Below are 22,188 nucleotides of genomic sequence, written 5' to 3' on the forward strand. Positions count from 1 at the left end.
AATTCAGCGGAAGAAAAGAAGTTAGGTGGGGGTCGGGCTGATTAAAGTTTCACTTTATGTTATATGGTTTTTAGTTAATTAGGATAAAAAATAATCCTATAACTGTATGTAAGAATGTGTAATTTTACACTCTTTTTTATGATAGAAAAGGATACTACGTTAGTAAATATAAAAAGTTAGAAATTATAGTATATAGGGCACTTTTTTGTTCCTATGGAACTTTAAAGTGCGTAATTTTCTTTCTAGTTAATATAGATCATAATGGTATTTACTGGTTGGTTTTAGCTTTACTCTGCTGTTGATGTGATTTTTTAACATGACAATGATTAGAATCAGAATTATCGAGTAGATCTAAATGATGATAATTTCGATTTTTAATTCAGTACAGAGTGCAATAGCTACATAATTTTCGTTTATACTCTTTCGAAAAAAGGGTGGATCTGCTTATTTTCTGTTAAAGATAAGAGAAGTGAACCACAATATAAACGTAATTATTTATTCCAACGTAAGTCAATCATGTAGCACATGAATTTGGAGGGATCTATATGCATATGCAATTAAAAGGGAAAACAGCACTGGTTACTGGATCTACGGCAGGCATTGGAAAAGCAATTGCCACTTCATTAGTAGCGGAAGGAGCTACTGTACTTATTAATGGACGCCGTGAAGAAAATGTTAATCAAACGATAAACGAAATTCGAGCGCAGTATCCGGAGGCTATCCTTCAACCTGTAGTAGCTGATTTAGGAACAGAACAAGGGTGCCAAAACGTGATTGAAAAGTACCCTGAAGTAGACATTCTTATTAACAACTTAGGAATTTTTGAACCTGTAGAATATTTTGATATCCCTGATGAAGATTGGTTTAAATTGTTTGAAGTCAATATTATGAGTGGTGTTCGACTTACTCGCTCGTACTTGAAAAAAATGATTGAAAGAAAAGAAGGAAGAGTTATCTTTATTGCTAGCGAAGCAGCTATTATGCCATCTCAAGAAATGGCTCACTATAGTGCGACTAAAACGATGCAACTTTCACTTTCTCGCAGTTTAGCTGAGCTGACGACAGGAACGAATGTGACTGTTAATACTATCATGCCTGGTTCGACTTTAACGGAAGGAGTGGAGACTATGTTAAATAGTCTTTATCCTAATGAGCAATTGACAATAGAAGAAGCTGAGAAGCGATTTATGAAAGAGAATCGACCAACCTCTATTATTCAAAGACTTATTCGTCCAGAAGAAATTGCCAATCTTGTCACTTTCTTAAGCAGCCCACTTTCTTCAGCGATTAATGGTTCCGCGTTGCGAATAGACGGGGGATTAGTACGTAGTGTATTTTAATAAATTAAAAACAACATAGTATTCTGTAGAAAGTAAAGATGGTAAGACAAATAAGTTGTATTTTACTCATTAATAGAAATATACAAAAAGCAAATTGTGATAAGAAAACAGCCGGATTTTCTACTATAAGAAAAATTCGGCTGTTCTTTTTTACTTGTTGTAAAGGATGGAAAGCTTTTAGCGTTGTGGCATTTCTTAAGAAAAAGATAAGACGAAGCAATCCCGCTGTTATTTGTATTATTTAGTGAAAGTTACCAAACGTTTTTCAACACTATTTTCCCAATTGCTTTATTTGATTCCAAATATTCATGTGCTTGTGCAACTTCATCAAACGTAAAAGTTTTCGAATCTAGTAATGGTCGAAGGTGTCCCTCTTCTACTATTTGCGTTAGTTTAGTTAAAATTTCCCGGCAAGCGTCACGTTTATCTGTATGTAATATTTTTAACGCCATAAAAGTAACGTGCAGAGAGAGTCCTTTTGCGTGTAAAGGAGAGAGGTCATGGGTTGAACGAGCTGCAATTGTTACGACAGTTCCGTTGACTGCAGCAGCTTCGAAAGAGTTATCGAGATTCTTGCCACCTACTGTATCAAATATAACTTCAAATCCGTTGCCATTCGTATGTTTTTGCACATATTCTTGAACAGATTCTTCTTTATAGTTAATTGCTATGTCGGCTCCTAGACGATGGGCTATTTCCATTTTGTTCTGCTGAGAAGCAGTTGTAAAAACTTTAGCACCAGCCCATTTAGCTAATTGAATGGCTACGTGTCCTACGCCACCAGTAGCTCCATGAATGAGCACATTTTGACCTGATTTAATATTTGCACGATCAAATAAAGATTCCCAAGCTGTAATTGCAACCAATGGTAGAGCAGCTGCTGCTTCCATTGTTAAACTTTTAGGTTTGTGAGCGATTAATCGTGCATCAGCAAGCATAAATTCTGCAAGTGCACCTCCAGTTTCTTTAAAACCTCCGGCACATCCGTATACTTCATCCCCACATTTAAATTTCGAAACACCTTCTCCTACTTCAATAACAATACCAGCTACATCGCCGTGTAATATAGCTGGAAACTCAGGAGCGACTGCTGAAACGGCACCACTACGCATTTTTGTATCGATTGGATTTACACTTGTTGCTTTTACATCGATTAGAACATGACCTGGTAAAAGTTTTGGTTTTGAAACTTCTTCTAATTGAAATACAGATGAACCCCCAAAAGAATGGATAATTTGTGCTTTCATAGTTTATACCTCCTGTTTGTGGTTATAGCATAGCAAAGTACGAAAAATAAGTATAATATTTTGAATTTGGATATTGAGCATTTTATATAAAGAAGAGGAAAGTACGTGGGATCATGTAACGTACTTGCAAAAGCAACTGTAAAGTTTTTTGAAGAAAGGATAGATGTTATTTTTGCAGCACGATTTATTCATTATGTTTATTACTACTCACTTAGTATAGGTACTTTAAAGTGCCTACATCACTTTAAAGTACGTACTGTTATTCATGTTATGGCCGATTTATAATAACACTCGTAGCACAAAGAAAGTTATAACGATTACAATCGGCAACAATGTGGTGTTGCAGTGTTGCTTATAAATTTTGAGAAGAAATATGAAAAGTATAGGTTTATATGAATGAGGGAAAGTGAGTGAAACACATGGAAAAGTTTGCGAACCATTTTGGATATAATCGTATGTTTGCGAAAGATCAACTTACGTTAGGAGTTCACATTCCGATTGAAAATTATCAGTTTCATGCTCCAACGATGGAAAAACAAGTAGAGTTAGTACAAAAAGCGGAACAATACGGTTTTACAGGTGTATGGCTTCGCGATGTATTGCTGCAAGACCCTGATTTTGGTGATCCTGCAACAGGTCAAATTTACGATATGATGATTTATTTGACGTATTTAGCAAGCAAGACAGAGAAAATCGCATTTGGAACGTCGGCAACAGTGTTGTCACTTCGTCATCCATTGCGTGTAGCAAAAGAAATTGCTACATTAGATCAACTATTTCCAGAAAGAATTATGCTTGGCGTTTCATCCGGTGACAGACGTGCCGATTTCAAAGCGTTAGGTGTTAGTCATGAAACACGAGGTGAAAAGTTTAGAGAAGCATTTGCTTACTTGGAAGAAATTTTGTATAAAAACTTCCCGTCTATCCAGTCGACACTAGGAGAAGTTCATGGTGCGAATTTAGTTCCAAAACCGTCTAAACGTGTTCCAACCTTTATTACAGGTTTTAGTCAGCAAAATATGGAATGGTTTGCTGAACATGGAGATGGATGGATGTATTATCCACGTAGTCCGGTGCATCAGGCGGGAGCAATTGGACAATGGAGAGAACTAGTAGAGGATTATCATCCAGATGTATTCAAACCATTTATACAACCGATGCATTTAGATTTATCTGAAGATCCATATGAACGTCCTACACCGATACGTTTAGGTTACCGTACAGGGCGTAAGGCACTAATTGAATTACTTGATATATATAAAAGTATTGGTGTGAATCATTTATTCCTTGCTCTATTTGATGGTCAACGTCCAGCTGACGAAGTATTGGATGAGCTAGGAGAAGAAGTGCTACCGCATTTCCCAGCCTTGTAAAGGAGTGAAAAGAATGAAAGCAATAGGACTTATGCAATATGGAGATAAAAGTGTACTACAAGAGATTGAAATGCAGACACCGCTATTGGGAGACAACGATGTACTGATTGAAGTATATGCAGCTGGTGTAAATCCTGTGGATTGGAAAATACGTGAGGGTTTACTTCAAGACGTAATTTCTTATGACTTCCCGCTCGTTTTAGGATGGGATGTTGCAGGTGTAGTTGCTGCTATAGGAAAAAACGTTACCGCATTTAAAGTGGGGGATGAAGTATATAGTCGTCCAGATATTGAACGAAATGGTACTTATGCAGAGTACGTGGCTGTAGATGAGAAGTATGTAGCGAAAAAACCGAGAAATCTATCTTTTGAGGGAGCAGCATCAATCCCTCTAGTAGGTTTGACAAGTTGGCAAAGTTTAGTAAAATTCGCTAATGTTCAAAAGGGTAATAAGGTTTTAATTCATGCTGGATCTGGCGGGATTGGTACGTTTGCTATTCAACTAGCAAAAAGCTTCGGTGCATATGTTGCAACTACGACTAGTACGAAAAACATGCAATTTGTAAAGGATCTAGGCGCTGATACTGTCGTCGATTACAAAACGGAAGACTTTTCTTTGCTTTTGCATAATTACAATATTGTATTTGATGTGTTAGGTGGGGATGTACTAAAGAATAGTTATAAAGTACTTGCACCAAATGGAAAGTTAGCGTCTATTTATGGTCCGAAAGGTATGAAAATTCCGCAAACCGAGATATCAAGAGAGAAAAATATTGAGAGTGACCATATATTTACTGAACCTAACGGATATGAACTTTCTCTTATTACAGAATTAATTGAGAGCGGGAAGATTAAACCTGTTGTCACGCATGTGTTGCCTTTACATGTAGAAGGTGTAAAAAAAGCACACCACATAAGTGAGTCAGAACGTGCTCTTGGGAAAATTGTATTGAAGAAACATTGGTAAAGTATGAGGTTTTAGAGACAGTATTGTGCTAAGTAGCGAATGAACTTATATATTCTATTCTAGCAATTGTTTTAAAAGGGAGAGAACAAATGGATTCAATGACATTTCTTTTACCCCGCATTAACAGGCAGTAAGACCCCCACCTCAAAATTCAGCGATATCATAGAAGTTAGGTGGGGGCAACTGCCTGTAAAAGCCCGATTGGTTCAACTAATAATCAGTGGGGATGAACAAAACCCCCACTGATTAAAGTTTCACTTTATCCGGAGCGACAGGGGATTTAGCGAAACGCAAAATTTATCCTGCTTTATATAAGCTATTTAGTAATCAAAATATACCACAATCTATTTCGATTATCGGTATCGGCAGAAGGGTAATGTCAGATGTGGAATTTCAAACAAAGGTAGAACAATCCCTTGCTACATTTTCTAGAAGATCTACTGATGATGAATTAGGAGTAGAAGAATTTATTAGCACATTTCGTTATTGTCAATTAAATACAGCGAATATAGAGGACTATCAAGATTTGTTGCGTCTTGTAAAGAGGCGTGAAACAGAATTAAACATTCCTGAAAACCGCAATGTTTTACCTATCTGTTATACCAGAAGTATTTGATGTCATTGCTTTAAATATTAAGGAAAGTGGATTGTGGGCTACAAAAGGATTGAACCGTCTTATTATAGAGAAGCCTTTTGGTTATCATGTAACGTTTGCTCGTGAGTTTAACGGAAAAATGATTGAAGATTTTGATGAAACTGACATTTGTTATATCAATCATTATCTTTGAAAATGAATGGTAATTAGGAATACACTTAGAAAAGCATTACGAAATAAATAGTATGTAATGCAAGACATTTTTATTGACGATAATAATTTATATGGTTAATATACTAGACATAAGATTATTTAATTACTAAAAGTAATCGGATATATATTTGTTTGTTGAGTTCGATAAATAAGTAATCTGTGGTAGAAGTGCTTTGAATTGCCACTATTAATATTGGGGACAATTAGAAAGCGAAAGGTATAAAAGGAATTGGAATTTGATAACTCTTTGTTTTTTTTATAAAAACAGGGGCTTCTGTACAATTCATTTTTAAAATATTGACAAGGATTATACAACAAGAGGGGGACTGAAATTGGAATCAATGACCTTTGTTTTATTTGGAGCGACAGGGGACTTAGCGAAACGCAAAATTTACCCCGCACTATATAACTTATATAGAGATCAAAAGCTTCCAAAGCAAATATCCATTATCGGGCTTGGGAGACGTCAAGTATCTCATGTGGATTTTCAAGAAAGAATAAAAGAATCAATAGAGACGTTTTCCCGTCATAGAGAAGAAGGTACTCCAGAACTCGAAGTTTTTTTAGATAACTTTCGCTATTGTCCATTAGATGTGAGTAAGCCGGAAGACTATGAGAGATTATTACAAGTCGTTCGTGAAAGGGAAGAAGAACTACATATAAAAGGTAATAGAATGTTCTATCTTTCAGTTGCTCCTGAATTTTTCGAGACGATTGCTTTAAATATTAAGGAAAGCGGACTTGATAAAACAGATGGATGGAAACGCCTGATGATTGAGAAACCGTTTGGGCACGACCTTGCATCTGCTCGTGAGCTGAATGATAAGCTTAGTCGCACGTTTGAAGAAGACGAGATATACCGTATTGATCATTATTTAGGTAAACCGATGATTCAAAACCTTGAAGCGCTAGAATTTGCAAATCCTGTTCTCCAGTCGATTTGGAATAAAGAACATATAGCGAATGTACAAATCACAGCTAGTGAAACAGTTGGGGTTGAAGAAAGGGCAGGATATTATGACCAGGCAGGAGCCATTCGAGATATGGTTCAAAATCATATGTTACAAATATTAATGATGACTGCTATGAATCTGCCGGAAAAGGTTAATGCATGTGAAATTCGAGAGGAAAAGCGAAAGGTAATGGAGACGCTTCGTAAAGTGAAAAAAGAAGACGTTCAAAACCATATCGTTCGCGGTCAATACGTTTCAGGAGAAATAAAAGGCGGACAAGTTGTAGCGTATAAAGAGGAGCCAGGAGTAAATCCTTCTTCTAACATAGACACATTTGTTGCTGCTCGCCTGTGGATCGATAATCCATTTTGGACTGGCGTTCCATTTTATATACGAACAGGTAAACGAATGAAAGAAAAGTCTACTCGTATTGTAATCGAATTTAAAAATACGTTAAAACAGCAATATCAAGATAGTAATCCAAATGCAGCACCTAACTTATTAATAATTGAAATTAGTCCAGGTGAGAACGTTTCATTACAGTTAAATAGTAAAAATCCATTGAAAAATGGAGAAATTGAACCGATGCGTATTAACTTTACTTGTGAGCAAGCGGATGTGGGAGTACCTGAAGCGTATGAAAGACTCATTCATGATGCGGTGAGTGGAGACGCTACATTCTTTGCACATTGGAGAGAAGTTGAATTGTCATGGGAATGGGTACAACCAATTCTTGAAGCATTCGAGGAGAACTTATTACCACTTCATGAATATGAGTCTGGTTCATATGGTCCAGATGCGTCTAATGAATTATTGCAAGAAAGTGGATTTAAATGGTGGTTAGATCAAGAGACGGAAAAATAAGTACTTTCTTTCATGAAAGCATGTAGGGGGACGATTACTATGACACAAAACATAAATCAATTAGCAGTGAATACAATTCGTACATTATCAATTGATGCTATTAATGCGGCAAATTCAGGTCATCCAGGTCTTCCGATGGGAGCAGCACCGATGGCTTATGCATTATGGGCGAATCATTTAAATCACAATCCTAATCATCCGAAATGGTTTAACCGTGATCGATTCGTTTTATCAGCGGGACACGGATCGAGCCTACTGTATAGCTTACTTCATTTAGCTGGATATGACGTTTCAATTGATGACTTGAAAAACTTCAGAAAGTTAAATAGTAAAACACCAGGACATCCTGAGTTTGGTCATACTCCTGGAGTTGAAGCGACGACAGGCCCGTTAGGACAAGGGATTGCTAATGCTGTCGGAATGGCAATGGCAGAAGCGCATTTAGCAGCGAAGTTCAATAAGGATGGTCACTCTATTATAGATCACAATACGTACGCTTTAGTCGGAGATGGTGACTTAATGGAGGGTGTCGCTTATGAAGCGATGTCAATGGCAGGACATATGAAACTTGGCAAGTTAATTGTACTGTATGATTCAAATGAAATTTCACTTGATGGTGAATTAGGCATTGCTTTCTCTGAAGATATTCAGAAAAGGGCAGAATCTGTACATTGGCAATATGTAAGAGTTGAAGATGGAAACGATGTCGATGCTATTACAAAAGCTATTCAATCAGCGAAAGAAAATACGGATCAACCTACTCTTATAGAAATTAGAACCATTATAGGTTATGGAAGTCCAAAAGTTGCTGGAACGAACAAAGCACATGGTAATCCGCTTGGAGTAGAAGAAGCGACAGCGACAAAACAAGTGTATGGTTGGCACTATGAGGAAGACTTCTTTGTGCCTGAAGAAGTAACAGCTCATTTTAATGAACTGAAACAAAAAGGTATTGAAAAAGAAAATGACTGGAATGAGCAGTTCAACTCATACAGAGAGTCGAATCCTGCACTAGCAGATGAATTAGAAAAAGCGATTACAGGTGATGTTTTAATTGAAGCGAAAGACATTCTATCTTTTGATACTGAAAAAACGATTTCCACTCGTGTTGCAAGTGGGGAAGCTATTAAGCATTATGTGAAATCGATTCCTTCTATTTTCGGTGGAAGTGCGGATCTTTCTCATTCTACGATGACAGATATAAAAGGTGAAGCAGTATATGCAGTAGAATCATATGCTGGACGAAATATATACTTCGGTGTACGTGAACATGCAATGGGCGCGGCAGCGAATGGACTGGCTCTCCACGGAGGAGTAAAACCTTTCGTAAGTACATTCTTTGTATTTAATGATTACCTTCGTCCATCGATTCGACTGGCTGCACTGCAAAATTTACCTGTTACTTACGTATTTACACATGATTCGATTGCTGTAGGAGAAGATGGTCCAACGCATGAACCAATTGAACAATTGGCAGCGCTTCGAGCAATTCCTGGTTTAACAGTTATCCGTCCGTCAGATGCAAATGAAACAGCAAGTGCTTGGGCGTATGCTTTACAGCAAACGGATGGTCCAGTCGTTTTAGTACTGAGCCGTCAAAATTTACCGGTGTTTAATGAAACGAAAGCGAACATAGAGAATCTCTCTAAAGGAGCTTACGTATTAACACAAACAAATGAAAATCCGGATGTAATTTTAATTGCGACAGGTTCTGAAGTATCCTTAGCTGCTAGTGCGAAAGCAAAGTTAGAAGAAGAAGAACAAGTTTCTGTTCGCATCGTTGCAATGCCGAGCTGGGAGTTATTCGATCGCCAATCGAACGAATATAAAGAATCCGTTCTTCCGTCTTCTATAACGAAACGAGTATCTCTTGAGATGGGTGTATCTCTCGGGTGGGAACGTTATGTAGGACAAGAAGGAAAAGTACTATCAATTGAAACATTTGGAGCTTCAGGAACTGGAACTGAAGTCATGAATCTATTTGGATTTACGACAGAAAATGTTGTTCAAATTACAAAAAATGTGTTGAATTCTTAAGCTATGACTGTGAATACCTTTCTGTACATACTAACATTTCAGTGCTGAAAGGTATTCCAGATTGTAGTGATATGGATTTTTAATAAAAGATGATTTGAGGAGGAATTATATTATGCAAGTAGGATTAATTGGGTTAGGTAAAATGGGATTAAATTTAGGGAAAAATTTAATGGATCATAAACATGAAGTAGTAGCATTTGATTTAAATACGAGCGCAGTAGAAGAAATGAAAGAGTACGGGGCAACGGGTACATCTAGTTTAAGTGAACTTGTTCAGTCATTACAATCACCAAGAATTCTTTGGGTAATGGTACCACACGCTGTTGTTGATTCTGTTATTGATGAGGTTACACCACTTTTATCAAAAGGAGATATTCTAATTGAAGCTGGTAATTCACATTATAAAGAGTCTATCCGCCGATATGAGCAATTAAAGGAAGATGGCATTCACTTTATGGATGCAGGAACTTCTGGTGGAATGGAAGGCGCTCGTAATGGTGCTTGTTACATGATCGGAGGAGATCAAGAAGCTTGGGACATCGTTGAACCTATCTTCCGCGATACTGCTGTAGAAAATGGATTCTTATATGCTGGAAAAGCTGGTAGTGGTCACTTCTTAAAAATGGTTCATAACGGAATTGAATACGGTATGATGGCTGCTATTGGTGAAGGATTTGAGATTCTAGAGAAAAGTGAATTTGACTACGATTATGAAAAAGTATCAAGAGTATGGAACAACGGTTCAGTCATTCGTTCTTGGTTAATGGAATTAACAGAAAATGCATTTTCTAAAGATGCAAAACTGGATGAAATTAAGGGTGTTATGCATTCTTCTGGTGAAGGAAAATGGACAGTAGAAACAGCATTAGACCTTCAAACAGCAACTCCTGTTATCGCAATGTCTCTATTAATGCGCTACCGCTCATTAGACAATGATACATTTACAGGAAAAGTTGTAGCAGCTCTGCGCAATGAATTTGGCGGACATGCAGTAGAAAAGAAATAAAGTGAAACTTTAATAAGTAGGGGCTTTATTCCACATCAATCGGGCTTTTACGGGATAAGCATATTAAACATGTAACTCATCAACGTTTAAAAACTGGAGGGAATTGATCATGAAATTTTTTATTGATACTGCAAATCTTGAGGACATAAAAAAAGCATATAAACTTGGAGTTTTAGCTGGTGTTACAACGAATCCTTCTTTAGTAGCAAAAGAGGGCGTTAAGTTTGAAGACCGTATCGCAGAAATTTGTCAGGCAGTACCTAAAGTTGAGTCTGTTTCGGCAGAAGTAACGCCAGATGCTGTTACAGCTGAAGAAATGATTGCTCAAGCAGAAGAATTAATTAAAATTAACGGTGGCGATAAAAACGTCACGATAAAACTTCCAATGACGCTAGCAGGATTAGAAGCTTGTCGCTATCTTACTGAAAAAGGTGTGAAAACGAACGTTACACTTATTTTCACTGTGAACCAAGCACTTTTAGCTGCTCGAGCAGGTGCAACGTACGTTTCTCCATTTTTAGGACGTTTAGATGATATTTCTGAAGATGGTGTACTATTAGTTGCTAAAATTGCTGAATTATTCGATGTTCATCAATTAGATACACAAATTATTGCGGCTTCTGTCAGACATCCAGATCATGTAACTCGTGTAGCGATGGCAGGTGCTCACATTGCAACAATCCCTTATAAAGTAATCGAGCAACTTGCTATGCACCCATTAACAGACCAAGGTATTGAGAAATTTGCTGCGGATTGGGCGAAAGCTCCTAAATTATAATGCATGAAAGTGAAGGTGCTTTCCGAAAATTGCTTTTCATGAGAGGACAAATCCTAAGTAACTTCATCGTTTAAACTGGATCCTGATTTTGTAGTCTTACTACGTGAAAAAAGCAGAGATGAAAGTGTCATTCACTTTTAAAAAAGGAAAAATTGATCGCGCGAAGCGTTTATCACAATAACATTATAATTATGAAAGAGAAATCCCCTTATTAGAGAGATGAGTTATAGTGTATCTCTAATAAGGGAGATTCTTTTTATATAAATCATTATAATGTGAAGATGCTTTTAAACGTATAGCAATATGTAAAGGTATCTTTTACTCAAGTAAGAACTATATAGGTTCTTTTCATTATATAGTAATTATGAAAGGGTTTACATAAAGGGGGATTGAGTATGAATATGTACCTTTTAATTATTACATTATTATCAATTGTAATTGTTATTTTAGGGGTATCGTGGTGGAGATGGCATGCGTTTATTAGTTTAACGGTTGCAAGTTTGTTTTTAGCAATTATGTCTGGAATGCCAATGGATAAAATAGTGAGTGCTTATGAAACGGGAGTCGGAAGTGTTCTCGGGCATTTAGTAGGTATTTTAGTATTAGGTACAATTTTAGGGAAAATGATGGCAGAGTCAGGTGCTGGAATGCAGGTGGCAGAGTTCTTTATAAAATCCTTTGGGATAAAAAACTTACCATGGGCTATGTTAATTGCAGGTTTTATTATTGGAATCCCGGTGTTTTTTGAAGTAGGTATTTTAATATTACTACCGTTAGTAATTTCAATTCATAAAACAACGAAACAAAATATTTTATTGATAGCATTACCAGCAATTGCTGGGCTATCTGTCGTACACGGCCTTGTTCCTCCGCATCCAGGGGCAATTGTAGCAATTGGTATTTATAAAGCGAATCTTGGGAAGGTACTAATGTATTCACTCATTATTACATTTTTTGCAGCGATTATTGCAGGTCCTATATTTGCGAAATGGATTCACAAACGTGTAATTCCTGAAAATGAGCCAGAATTGATTCGTGTAAATACAAAATCAACGAAATTACCAGGAATAGGAGTTTCATTTTTAGTTATATTGTTACCTGTTATGTTAATGGTTTTAGCTGCAGCAGCTCCTTATGTGCCTCTTTCTACTACTTTGATGAAGACTGTCACATTAATCGGTAGTCCTATCATTGCACTATTGATTGCATGTTTTGCAGCGTTTTATTTTCTTGGATTTCGCCAAGGTATCGATAAAAAGGCTATTAAGAAGGTAACAGAAGATAGCTTATTACCAATCGGTTCAATTGTTGCGATTATTGGTGCCGGCGGGGGATTTAAGCAAATTCTTATCGATAGTGGTGTAGGCAATGCTATTGCTCAAATGTCTGAGCATTTAGCTCTATCCCCAATTGTATTAGCATTTATAGTAGCAGGATTAATTCGAATTGCAACAGGGTCAGCGACAGTCGCTTTAACAACAGCAGCGGGTATCGTTTCGCCAATCGTTGAAAATACAACAGGTGTGAACTTAGAGTTACTCGTTATTGCAACAGGTGCAGGAGCATTAATGTTTTCACACGTAAACGATGCTGGTTTTTGGATGGTAAAAGAATACCTAGGTTTAACAGTGAAAGAAACATTTAAAACATGGACAGTATTAGAAACGTTACTTTCATTTATCGCTTTTGGAGGAGTTTTACTACTCGATATGTTTGTTTAAGATAAAGATGTTTCTATTTAGATAATTGTGGCATACAACGTTATCAATAGATAAAAGGAATGTATTTTTATGGTGGGATACTGTAACAATTTTTTGTTAGGAGGAAGAAATGGTGAGCTCAAAATATATGATTGGTGTAGACATTGGGACAACTAGTACAAAATCAGTTCTATTTTCTACTGATGGATCTGTTATTGCTAGTCATGGAATTGAATATCCTTTATATTCTCCTACGCCTGAAACAGCGGAACAAGACCCAGAAGAAATTTTTCGTGCAGTAATAAATACGATTAAAGAAACTGTACGATTAAGTAGTGTACAGCCAAGTGATATTCTTTGTGTCTCTTTTAGTTCGGCAATGCATAGTATCATTGCCGTAGATGAAAAGGGGAATCCATTAACGGGATGTATTACTTGGGCAGATAATAGAAGTGCAAGCTGGGCGGAGAAAATAAAGAATGATATGAATGGTCATGAAATTTACCTTCGTACTGGGACACCAATTCATCCGATGTCACCACTTTCGAAATTAGTTTGGCTACAGAATGAGCAGGCAGAGTTATTCGCAAAAAGTTATAAATTCATTTCTATTAAAGAATATGTTTTTTACAAGTTATATAAAGAATATGTAATTGATTATTCTATAGCGTCAGCAACAGGGATGTTTAATTTGAAATCTTTAAAATGGGATGAAGAGGCTTTACATGTTGCGGGAATTACAGATGAAAAGCTTTCTAAACTTGTTCCAACAACGCACAGTTTAACAGGATTAGATGAAGAGCTTGCCAAAGAGATGAATGTACTTGTTTCTACGCCTTTTGTAGTAGGAGCGAGTGATGGAGTACTATCTAATTTAGGTGTAAATGCAATAGATCCTGGCGTTGTGGCTGTTACAATTGGTACAAGCGGTGCGATACGTGCTGTAACAAATCGTCCTGTAACAGATCCAAAAGGTAGAATTTTTTGTTATGCGTTAACTGAAGACCATTGGGTAATCGGTGGACCAGTGAATAACGGCGGTATGATTTTCAGATGGGCTCGTGACCAATTGGGTACTTCAGAGATTGAACTTGCGAAGCGTTTAGGGAAAGATCCATATGAAGTACTTACTGAAATAGCAGCAAAAGTGAATCCTGGATCTGACGGTTTATTGTTTCACCCGTATTTAGCAGGGGAAAGAGCTCCTTTATGGAATGCAAATGCACGAGGATCTTTCTTTGGACTCGGATTGCATCATAAGAAAGAACATCTTATCCGTGCTGTTTTAGAAGGAGTAATTTATAATTTATATACGGTTCTTCTCGCTTTAAAAGAGTTAATTGGCGAACCGAAAAAAATTCAAGCGACAGGCGGCTTTGCAAGGTCGGAGCTTTGGAGACAGATGATGGCGGACATCTTCCATCAAGACGTATATGTTCCGGAAAGTTTCGAAAGCTCTTGCTTAGGAGCTGCAATCCTCGGTTTATATAGTTTAGGTGAAATAGATACATTATCTGTAGTTTCTGAAATGGTAGGTGCAGATTTCCATCATGAGCCAAACATGGAAAGTGTGGAAAAATATAAAGATTTAACGCCAATCTATATCCGTCTGTCCCGTCAATTGGAAGAAGAATATGAAAGTATAGCAGCGTATCAAAAAAAGTGGGTTTAAAAGCTATTTACCAAGAAAATATGGTAACGTATAAAGAGGTACTCCGATTTTTTAGGATACTCTTTCAACATAAAATATTTTAAGAAGCATGATGAACGAAAAATATAGGGAGAGAGGGTTATGAAAATGAAGGATAACAAAGAGTTTATTGGATATGTTGGAACTTACACGAAAGAAAATAGCGAAGGAATATATAAATTTACGCTAGATGTAGAAGCAAAAAAAATTAGTAATGTAACACTTGCCGCTAAGCTGGATAACCCTACATATGTAACGATTAACCGAAATAATGAATATCTCTATTCCGTTGTTAAGGAAGGCGAATCTGGCGGTGTAGCTGCGTATTCCATTGATAGTCATACTGGAGAACTAAAAGCGAAAAATAGACAAGTAGTAGAAGGTGCTTCTCCTTGTCATATTAGTGTTGATAGGGGAAATCATACAGTAGTTACAGCGAATTACCATAAAGGAACGATTGAGTCTTTTGAAATAAATGAAGAAAATGGAACTGTAAATCTTGCTTCATCTATTATGGCACATGAAGGTTCAGGTCCGAATAAAGAAAGACAAGAAAAACCACATGCACATTACGCGGGGTACACTCCTGATGAAAAATATGTAGTGGGCGTTGATTTAGGGATAGATAAAATAATTACGTATGAAGTAAAAGATAGTACATTAACAGAAGTGAATCGTTTATCTGTAAATCCAGGAAGTGGTCCAAGACATATTACTTTTCATCCGAATGGAAAGTATGCATATGTGATGACGGAGCTTAGTTCAGAGGTTATTGTGTTAACCTATAATCCTGCAGAAGGATCCTTTACAGAATTACAGTATATTTCTACTGTTCCAGAAGAGTTTGATGAAAATAATCAAGGAAGTGCGATTCATATTTCTTCTGACGGCTGTTTTGTATATGCAGGTAATCGTGGTCATAATAGTATCGCTGTTTATAGCGTAGATCAAAATTCAGGTCAGCTTACATTTGTTGAACATACATCTACAGAAGGAAATTGGCCAAGAGACTTTGTATTAGATCCTACTGAAAAGTTCCTTGTTGCTACAAATGAAAAGTCACATAATCTTGTGTTATTTTCAAGAGATGAATCTACAGGTAAGTTAACACTTTTACAATCTGATGTTGTTGTGCCAGAGCCTGTTTGTGTGAAGTTTGTAAATGCTTAAGTTGTATTCGATATAATTTCATAAACTCAGAAAATAATAAAAAGCAAAGCGATATCGCTTTGCTTTTTATTATTTCTTTTTCGGTCTACGTACTAATTCGCCGCCGCAGTTTGGACAAACGTTATGTCTTTCTTCTGTACATGGTGCGCAAAATGTACATTCATATACACAAATGTATGCTTCAGAATCTTGTTCGAGCGATTGATCGCAAATTTGACAGTTTGTTTTCATTTCTAGTGCCATAATAAGTCTCCTTTTTAGTTAGAAAATTTATAATTTAATTATAATTCATTAAATAGAAATAGTCCTTTTCAATTGAAAGGAAATCGAATGATAAATTTATGAATTGAAACGAAAGATGCTGGTTTATTTTAAAATTGATTATTTATTACAGTTGGAATATTATGAAATAGTCAAAAGACAACAGGGGGTATAGATTTTGACTAATCATAACGATCATTTAAAAGCAAACTGCGAAAAATGTTTCGGTCTATGTTGCGTTGCATTACCGTTTGCAGCATCGGTAGATTTTGCAGTGAATAAAGATGGTGGTAAACCATGTTCCAACTTACAATCAGATTTTAAATGTAGTATACATAAAAATCTTAGAGGAAAAGGTTATAAAGGTTGTACAGTATTTGAGTGTTTCGGTGCTGGGCAGAAGATTTCTCAGGGTACGTTTAAAGGGATTGATTGGAGGGAAGATGCAAAGCATGCAAGAAAAATGTACGATGCTTTTCCGGTTATGCATCAACTTCATGAAATGCTTTGGTATTTGAATGAAGCGATTCTTTTAAAGGCAACACAGCCAATTCATAAAGAGCTGGAGACCGCAATTGAGGAGACAGAGCGACTTTCGAATTTAAATCCAGATGAGTTAATGAAAATAAATGTTCCAATGCATAGGGCAGAGGTGAACATTCTTCTTTTAGAAACGAGCGAATTAGTATGGAAGGAAATGAATACTGCGCGTAAGAAACGAATCATTCACCGCGGAGCAGACCTTATGGGAGCGAATCTGAAAAAGAAAAATTTACAAGGTGCAAATTTAAGAGGAGCTTACTTAATTGCGGCTAACTTAAATGGTGCAGATTTAAGAGGAGCAGATCTCATCGGAGCAGATTTGCGAGATGCAGATATTCGCGGGGCTGATTTTACTAATAGTATTTTTCTGACGCAAGTTCAAGTTAATGCTGCTAGAGGGGACAAACATACGAAATTACCGAAATTATTGTCCCGTCCATCGCATTGGAGTGCGTAAAGAGTGAGGAGTATTTAGTGTGGATATATTTCAGTATTTAGAAGAGATGCAAGAGGATGTCTTTTCGTTAGCAGTAGAGCAAATAGAAGCGAAGTATTATGATATTTGTTGCATGTTGGCGTCTACAGAATATGCAGAACGAATTAAAGTAATTGATGTAGAGTCATATAAGGTAAGTATTCGAGTAGGTTTGGATGCAGCTGTAGAAATGGCTACTACTGAAGAAGCAAAAGCGATTTATTTTGAGTATGACCTTGATAACGAGTGGACTAGTCAGTTTTATATTTGTGAGGAGTATGCTCCACTTGAAGAAGAGGCTGATGATTGGGCTTCTGAATGGACATATGATGTTGAGGGACCGGAGTCTGTAGAATTAGCGGATATGTATAATGAAAATGGCTTTGACACAAGTGAAAAAGCAATTGGTATCACTTTATATTTAATTGCTAAAACGCTGTGTAGTTTTATAAGTGTACGTAGTGAAGTGCAAAATAATATACCGATTTGTATTGGTTTTCACGACCAAGATCCAATAATGCGAACAGGCAGAGACTAAGAATCTCTGCCTGCTTTTTATTTCTTTTCAAAAGTAGTAATGAAAACGCTACATATAATAAGAATACCACCAATAAAAAAGTTACTATTTAATGTTTCATTTAATAAGAGCCAACCAAGTAACGATCCAACGATAGGTTGGAAGAAGAAAAATAAGGAACCTATGCTTGCATCCAGTAATTCTAATCCTTTATTCCAAAGGAAAAGGCACCTGCTGTTGAGGCGATTCCTAAGTATAATACGCCTAATATTACGTACGTATTTACTGTTCCGATAGAGGCCGCTTGTAGCTCCCATATCATAAAAGGTGTAATAAAAAAGAGTGAAAAGAAAATTGCGTACGTTGTAATAACTAAGGATGAAAATTGGATTGAAGCGATTTTTACATAAATAGATAGTAAAGCCCACGTAATAGCGGCTCCAACTAAAATGATTGTTCCAATAAAATAGGAGCCAATTTCAATATCCCATCCGATTACGATAATGACACCGATTGTCGCTATTATAGTAGATAAAAGTCTACGAGCAGTTAGTTTTTCTTTCAAAATGAGCGCTGCAAATATAATCATAAATGCAGGTGTAGCTGATGTAACTAACGAGCCTGTATGAGCGTCGGATAATTTTGTTCCGATAAATTGGCATGTGATCGAAATGAAATAGCCGATAAATCCAATCCAAGCGAATAGGAGCCAATCTTTTTTGCGAATGGTTACTTTTTTCTTTTGCTTTTTCTCAGCTAGTTTCAAAATGCCATATAAAACAACAAAAGCGATAATAAAGCGTAGCCAAACGAGTGTTAGTGGTGGAATGAAATCGAGTACGTATTTGCTAACAACATACATACCGCCCCATATACTTGCTGCTAGTGATAAGCATATAGCTCCTAAAATTGTTTGTTTCATTTGAAGTACCTCCGTCTATTTTTAGGGTAATATGAGTTCCCTAAGACGAGGCATAGTGTATGTGTTATAAGCCCGTCTTAGTTTATAGACGGCCTACAGGTTGATCGTTTTCGAATGAAGTGTTGTAGTACATGAGTGCATTCCTCCTCTTTAAGTTATAATGATATTATAACTTAATTTTCTGATTATTGGAGGTTGTTATGAAATATATCGTTATAAAATCACATGTTAGCAATTATCCTAATCCAATTCGCTTAGAAGAGGGGGATGTAGTGAAAATGATAGAGAGTTACGCTGGTCCGGAAAACTGGGAAAACTGGATGTTTTGTCACGAAGAGAAGTATAACCGGAAAGGATGGGTTCCGGAGCAAATTATAAGAAAAGATATGAATGGAACAGGAATTATTATAAAACAATATACTGCGAAAGAATTAAATGTGAATATTGGAGAAAGATTGATCGGATTAGAAGAATTGAATGAATGGGTTTGGTGCGAAGGAAGAGATGGTGAGAAGGGCTGGGTACCAAAGGAAAACTTACAAAAATATTAATAATAATATTTGATCAATAATTAGGAAACATATTTTTGCTTATGAGTATATTGGTTGTAGGATAAAAAGTAGATTAATAGAGAAAGAGGAGGAGATTATTATAACTACAACCGTTATTTCACATTTTTACAATGAAGAGTATTTATTGCCATGGTGGCTTATGCATCATACGAAACTTTTTGATCATGGTATTTTAATTAATAAAGGTTCAACAGATCGTTCCGTTGAGATTTGTAAAAAATTCGCACCGCATTGGGAGGTGCGAGATTCTGTAAATCCAGAGTTTGATGCATATGCGACAGATCATGAAGTGATGAGGATAGAACAAGAAGTACAAGGATGGAAAATGATTTTAAATACGACTGAGTTTCTTTGCGTGCAAGATAAAAATCAGTTTTGGAAATCGCTAAATGAATTGGGGGGGAGGATGTATTGGCTGGACGGGCTTATTATGGTTGATGATCCTAACTACAACTATCCTGACCTTAACTTTGGAATACCTTTAATGAAACAGCGATTTCATGGTTATTTACCAGAAGATTGGCCGTTATGGAGAAGAGGTAGATTTATTCATAATCATGAGCATGGAAGTTATACGGTTGGAAGACATTTATCTGCGCATGAATCGATGATTTATCCACCTCTTGCTTGTATATTATGGTTTGGATTTAGTCCGTGGAACGATGTGATGAGAAAGAGAAAGTTACAAATTGGTCCGACTCTTTCTGAAGCTAGTAAGCATGGGGGAATGGGGACGCACCATATTATTACGCCGGAAAGATTAGAAGAATGGTATAAGGAATTAGCGAGAGGAACGAAGGATTTACGTTTTAGTGACGTATATCGTTATGTTTTTGTATAAATGATTCCCACCATAAAATTGTTTCTTCTATTCCTGTATTTAAATCGTATGTTGGTTTCCAGTTTACTTCAGTTTTTAAACGTTCTACACTAACGCCGACGAATAAAGGTTCATCCTTAGAGAAAGGAATCGCGTCTAGTTTAATTAAATGTTCTTTTCCTATCTTTTTAGCGATGATAGAAGCTAGTTCTTTAATTTGTACAGATTGACCTGAAGCGATATTGATGGTGCCTGTAACGCCATGTTCTAATACTGTTACGAGAGCGTCAGCGACGTCACTCACATGGAGGAAATCTCTCGATTGTTTTCCATGTGTACATAGTGCTTCCTCATTTTTTAATAAGGAAGTGATAATGTTAGAAACGAGCCGATTACCTTGTTCGTGAGGTCCATACATATGAAAAATGCGGCCCCAACACATGCTGAGGCCTGTTTGTTGTGCATACGTTTCTAGCCAGGAGTGCAGTGCATTTTTACATAAAGAATACGGGGTTTTATAGGAAAGGAGCGATGAATCTTCAAATAATACGCCGTTAAACCATTCGTACTCTGCGCCAGTACCTGTAACGACAACACGCTTTCCGCCGCATGTTGTGAAGTGTTGAATCAATGAAATACTAGACTTTAGCCAATAGTAATTATTAATAGATACATAGCATGCTGGTGGCACTGCTTCCCAAGCAAGGTGAATGAGATGGCTAGGCTGAACATCCGAAATGAATTGTTTTACTTCGTCATCGCGAAGCAAGTTTACTTTATGCCAATGGCAAGGGAGGTGAGAGGGGTTATTTTTATTATACGTGGCGTGCACTTCATATCCCTTTTGTATAAGTGAATGTACAACATATTTACCTATCCAGCCACTACCACCTGTTACAACAACTTTCTTCATGGCTCGATCACCTCAACTTCTGGAACCGTCACTAAAAATTTACCGCCCCATTCACGAATGAAAGAGCATTCTTTCATAATTTCGTCTTTCAAATTCCAAGGAAGTATGAAAATGTAATCCGGTTTTGTACGTTTAATTTCTGCTGGAGATTTTACTGGAATACGAGTTCCTGGTAAAAGGAGATTTTGTTTGTGAGGATTTTTATCTACTGTATAAGCTAGAAATTCTTTACCTATCCCGCAATAATTCAAAAGGGTGTTTCCTTTAGCTGGAGCACCGTAACCGATAATTTGTTTGTTTAAAACTTTCGCTTCAATAAAAAACTTTAAAATATTTATTTTCAATTGTTCGATGCGTTTAGAAAAAAGGAGATAGTAATCTAAAGTATCTAACCCGTGGTCGACTTCTTTTTGAATTAATTTTGTAACATTGGAATGGATAGTTGATTGGGCATTTAGATGGTTTACAAAAATCCGTAAGGAACCACCATGCGTTGAAAGTTCTTCTACATCAACAATTTGTAAATGATGATAACTTAAAACTTTTTGAAGGCTTATAAGTGAGAAGTAGGAGAAGTGTTCATGGTAGATGGTATCAAATTGGTTAAAAGATATAAGGTTTAATAAGTGCGGGAATTCAATTGTTATCGTGCCATCACGTTTTAATAGTGTTTTTAAACCAGCGACAAAATCATGCAAGTTCGGAACGTGTGCTAATACGTTATTTGCGACGATTAAATCAGCTTGTGGCAATTTTTTTGCTAAGTCATTACTGAAAAAATTTACATGAGTAGGAATTCCTTTTTTGATAGCAATTTCTGCTACGTTTTTCGCGGGTTCAATTCCCAATGTCTCGATATATTCTTTTTTAAAGTATTGTAATAAGTACCCATCGTTACTTGCGATTTCAATCACTTTTGAATGTTTCGTTAAGTTGAAACGCTTAATCGCCATTTCTACGTATTGTTTAGCGTGTAGTAGCCAACTTGAGGAGTAAGAGCTGAAGTATAAATAGTTATGAAAAATATTTTGTGGGGATTCAAATTCATCTAGTTGTACGAGTAAACAAGAGTTACAAACAAATGTGTGCAGCGGATAAAAAGGTTCCATTTTATATGAGCTTTCAGGAGCTACAAATGAATTAGCAAGAGGGGAAACGCCCAAATCTAAAAAAGTGTTGGTTAGTAATGAGTGGCAAAAACGGCATTTTTTCTGTTCCATTTTATAGCCCCC

At 36.6% G+C, this 22,188-nt stretch carries 20 protein-coding genes and 2 pseudogenes; 16 read left to right on the top strand and 6 right to left on the bottom strand.

The genetic code is table 11. The features are described 5' to 3' along the window. Positions 1–545 precede the first annotated feature (545 nt). A complete protein-coding gene (locus tag ACTFRM_RS08780; RefSeq protein WP_000551097.1) occupies positions 546–1,340 on the top strand; it encodes an SDR family NAD(P)-dependent oxidoreductase in 795 nt (264 codons plus the stop codon). A 251-nt stretch (positions 1,341–1,591) separates the two neighbouring features. Here the strand turns inward: ACTFRM_RS08780 and ACTFRM_RS08785 are convergent, their stop codons facing one another. Further along, complete coding sequence (locus ACTFRM_RS08785) at positions 1,592–2,587, bottom strand: zinc-dependent alcohol dehydrogenase family protein (protein WP_000647271.1); 996 nt, start codon at positions 2,585–2,587, stop codon at positions 1,592–1,594. Between the two features lie 105 nt (positions 2,588–2,692). Here ACTFRM_RS08785 and ACTFRM_RS08790 point away from each other — a divergent pair, with 105 nt between their 5' ends. From ACTFRM_RS08790 to ACTFRM_RS08840, 11 genes and pseudogenes are all read left to right on the top strand, one after another. After that, the gene (locus ACTFRM_RS08790) at positions 2,693–2,872 is read left to right on the top strand and encodes a hypothetical protein (RefSeq protein ID WP_000534222.1); all 180 of its coding nucleotides are present in this window, start codon (positions 2,693–2,695) and stop codon (positions 2,870–2,872) included. Positions 2,873–3,006: 134 nt separating this feature from the next. Next, the gene (locus tag ACTFRM_RS08795; RefSeq protein WP_227077963.1) at positions 3,007–3,960 is read left to right on the top strand and encodes an LLM class oxidoreductase; all 954 of its coding nucleotides are present in this window, start codon (positions 3,007–3,009) and stop codon (positions 3,958–3,960) included. Positions 3,961–3,973: 13 nt separating this feature from the next. Then, positions 3,974–4,927 (top strand): NADP-dependent oxidoreductase, encoded by a 954-nt coding sequence (locus tag ACTFRM_RS08800; RefSeq protein WP_440043219.1) that lies wholly within the window; start codon positions 3,974–3,976, stop codon positions 4,925–4,927. A gap of 295 nt (positions 4,928–5,222) precedes the next feature. Further along, a pseudogene (locus tag ACTFRM_RS08805) lies at positions 5,223–5,715 on the top strand (glucose-6-phosphate dehydrogenase). 352 nt (positions 5,716–6,067) lie between these two features. Further along, complete coding sequence (gene zwf, locus ACTFRM_RS08810) at positions 6,068–7,552, top strand: glucose-6-phosphate dehydrogenase (RefSeq protein WP_440043221.1); 1,485 nt, start codon at positions 6,068–6,070, stop codon at positions 7,550–7,552. A gap of 39 nt (positions 7,553–7,591) precedes the next feature. Beyond that, positions 7,592–9,589 (top strand): transketolase, encoded by a 1,998-nt coding sequence (gene tkt / locus ACTFRM_RS08815; RefSeq protein WP_440043223.1) that lies wholly within the window; start codon positions 7,592–7,594, stop codon positions 9,587–9,589. A 112-nt stretch (positions 9,590–9,701) separates the two neighbouring features. Continuing rightward, positions 9,702–10,595, top strand: coding sequence for a phosphogluconate dehydrogenase (NAD(+)-dependent, decarboxylating) (gnd, locus tag ACTFRM_RS08820; protein ID WP_001195924.1), 894 nt, complete (start codon positions 9,702–9,704; stop codon positions 10,593–10,595). A 109-nt stretch (positions 10,596–10,704) separates the two neighbouring features. Beyond that, positions 10,705–11,373, top strand: a complete 669-nt coding sequence (fsa, locus tag ACTFRM_RS08825; RefSeq protein ID WP_000667692.1) for a fructose-6-phosphate aldolase — start codon at positions 10,705–10,707, stop codon at positions 11,371–11,373. Positions 11,374–11,768: 395 nt separating this feature from the next. Further along, the gene (gene gntP, locus ACTFRM_RS08830) at positions 11,769–13,094 is read left to right on the top strand and encodes a gluconate permease GntP (RefSeq protein ID WP_001057602.1); all 1,326 of its coding nucleotides are present in this window, start codon (positions 11,769–11,771) and stop codon (positions 13,092–13,094) included. A 109-nt stretch (positions 13,095–13,203) separates the two neighbouring features. Continuing rightward, complete coding sequence (gntK, locus tag ACTFRM_RS08835) at positions 13,204–14,745, top strand: gluconokinase (protein ID WP_086404028.1); 1,542 nt, start codon at positions 13,204–13,206, stop codon at positions 14,743–14,745. Between the two features lie 120 nt (positions 14,746–14,865). Next, positions 14,866–15,933 (top strand): lactonase family protein, encoded by a 1,068-nt coding sequence (locus tag ACTFRM_RS08840; protein WP_426865931.1) that lies wholly within the window; start codon positions 14,866–14,868, stop codon positions 15,931–15,933. A gap of 69 nt (positions 15,934–16,002) precedes the next feature. Here the strand turns inward: ACTFRM_RS08840 and ACTFRM_RS08845 are convergent, their stop codons facing one another. Further along, the gene (locus ACTFRM_RS08845) at positions 16,003–16,176 is read right to left on the bottom strand and encodes a DUF1272 domain-containing protein (RefSeq protein ID WP_001162788.1); all 174 of its coding nucleotides are present in this window, start codon (positions 16,174–16,176) and stop codon (positions 16,003–16,005) included. Between the two features lie 196 nt (positions 16,177–16,372). Between ACTFRM_RS08845 and ACTFRM_RS08850 the strand changes: the two genes are divergently transcribed. Together ACTFRM_RS08850 and ACTFRM_RS08855 are read left to right on the top strand one after the other, a co-directional pair. After that, positions 16,373–17,194, top strand: a complete 822-nt coding sequence (locus ACTFRM_RS08850; protein ID WP_000181423.1) for a pentapeptide repeat-containing protein — start codon at positions 16,373–16,375, stop codon at positions 17,192–17,194. Between the two features lie 19 nt (positions 17,195–17,213). After that, positions 17,214–17,750 (top strand): hypothetical protein, encoded by a 537-nt coding sequence (locus tag ACTFRM_RS08855; RefSeq protein WP_322369069.1) that lies wholly within the window; start codon positions 17,214–17,216, stop codon positions 17,748–17,750. Positions 17,751–17,767: 17 nt separating this feature from the next. Here the strand turns inward: ACTFRM_RS08855 and ACTFRM_RS08860 are convergent, their stop codons facing one another. Together ACTFRM_RS08860 and ACTFRM_RS08865 are read right to left on the bottom strand one after the other, a co-directional pair. Next, complete coding sequence (locus tag ACTFRM_RS08860) at positions 17,768–18,157, bottom strand: EamA family transporter (protein WP_440043227.1); 390 nt, start codon at positions 18,155–18,157, stop codon at positions 17,768–17,770. 125 nt (positions 18,158–18,282) lie between these two features. Beyond that, positions 18,283–18,651, bottom strand: a pseudogene (locus ACTFRM_RS08865) (DMT family transporter); the annotation flags it as partial. A gap of 200 nt (positions 18,652–18,851) precedes the next feature. Between ACTFRM_RS08865 and ACTFRM_RS08870 the strand changes: the two are divergent. Together ACTFRM_RS08870 and ACTFRM_RS08875 are read left to right on the top strand one after the other, a co-directional pair. Next, positions 18,852–19,202, top strand: coding sequence for an SH3 domain-containing protein (locus tag ACTFRM_RS08870; protein WP_000875287.1), 351 nt, complete (start codon positions 18,852–18,854; stop codon positions 19,200–19,202). 61 nt (positions 19,203–19,263) lie between these two features. Further along, on the top strand, positions 19,264–20,064 hold the full coding sequence (locus tag ACTFRM_RS08875; protein ID WP_075678122.1) for a glycosyltransferase family 2 protein: 801 nt from the start codon (positions 19,264–19,266) through the stop codon (positions 20,062–20,064). On the opposite strand, the gene ACTFRM_RS08880 is transcribed toward ACTFRM_RS08875, so the two are convergent. Together ACTFRM_RS08880 and ACTFRM_RS08885 are read right to left on the bottom strand one after the other, a co-directional pair. Continuing rightward, complete coding sequence (locus ACTFRM_RS08880) at positions 20,033–20,956, bottom strand: NAD-dependent epimerase/dehydratase family protein (protein ID WP_440043228.1); 924 nt, start codon at positions 20,954–20,956, stop codon at positions 20,033–20,035. The two genes, ACTFRM_RS08875 and ACTFRM_RS08880, sit on opposite strands and share 32 nt — an antisense overlap. Further along, entirely contained in the window at positions 20,953–22,176 is a 1,224-nt protein-coding gene (locus ACTFRM_RS08885) for a methyltransferase domain-containing protein (RefSeq protein WP_440043230.1), read from the bottom strand. The genes ACTFRM_RS08880 and ACTFRM_RS08885 overlap by 4 nt, the downstream gene beginning before the upstream one ends. Positions 22,177–22,188: the final 12 nt, after the last annotated feature.

The sequence above is a fragment of the Bacillus cereus group sp. MYBK227-1 genome (genome assembly GCF_051916325.1).
Classification (GTDB): domain Bacteria; phylum Bacillota; class Bacilli; order Bacillales; family Bacillaceae_G; genus Bacillus_A; species Bacillus_A cereus.

Excerpts from the sequence above, each read along its gene's own strand:
- ACTFRM_RS08870 (WP_000875287.1), top strand. The coding sequence starts at position 18,852 with ATGAAATATATCGTTATAAAATCACATGTTAGCAATTATCCTAATCCA.
- ACTFRM_RS08840 (WP_426865931.1), top strand. The coding sequence starts at position 14,866 with ATGAAAATGAAGGATAACAAAGAGTTTATTGGATATGTTGGAACTTAC.
- ACTFRM_RS08780 (WP_000551097.1), top strand. The coding sequence starts at position 546 with ATGCATATGCAATTAAAAGGGAAAACAGCACTGGTTACTGGATCTACG.
- tkt (WP_440043223.1), top strand. The coding sequence starts at position 7,592 with ATGACACAAAACATAAATCAATTAGCAGTGAATACAATTCGTACATTA.
- ACTFRM_RS08880 (WP_440043228.1), bottom strand. The coding sequence starts at position 20,956 with ATGAAGAAAGTTGTTGTAACAGGTGGTAGTGGCTGGATAGGTAAATAT.
- ACTFRM_RS08885 (WP_440043230.1), bottom strand. The coding sequence starts at position 22,176 with ATGGAACAGAAAAAATGCCGTTTTTGCCACTCATTACTAACCAACACT.
- ACTFRM_RS08785 (WP_000647271.1), bottom strand. The coding sequence starts at position 2,587 with ATGAAAGCACAAATTATCCATTCTTTTGGGGGTTCATCTGTATTTCAA.
- fsa (WP_000667692.1), top strand. The coding sequence starts at position 10,705 with ATGAAATTTTTTATTGATACTGCAAATCTTGAGGACATAAAAAAAGCA.
- ACTFRM_RS08795 (WP_227077963.1), top strand. The coding sequence starts at position 3,007 with ATGGAAAAGTTTGCGAACCATTTTGGATATAATCGTATGTTTGCGAAA.
- gntK (WP_086404028.1), top strand. The coding sequence starts at position 13,204 with ATGGTGAGCTCAAAATATATGATTGGTGTAGACATTGGGACAACTAGT.
- ACTFRM_RS08845 (WP_001162788.1), bottom strand. The coding sequence starts at position 16,176 with ATGGCACTAGAAATGAAAACAAACTGTCAAATTTGCGATCAATCGCTC.
- ACTFRM_RS08800 (WP_440043219.1), top strand. The coding sequence starts at position 3,974 with ATGAAAGCAATAGGACTTATGCAATATGGAGATAAAAGTGTACTACAA.
- gntP (WP_001057602.1), top strand. The coding sequence starts at position 11,769 with ATGAATATGTACCTTTTAATTATTACATTATTATCAATTGTAATTGTT.
- gnd (WP_001195924.1), top strand. The coding sequence starts at position 9,702 with ATGCAAGTAGGATTAATTGGGTTAGGTAAAATGGGATTAAATTTAGGG.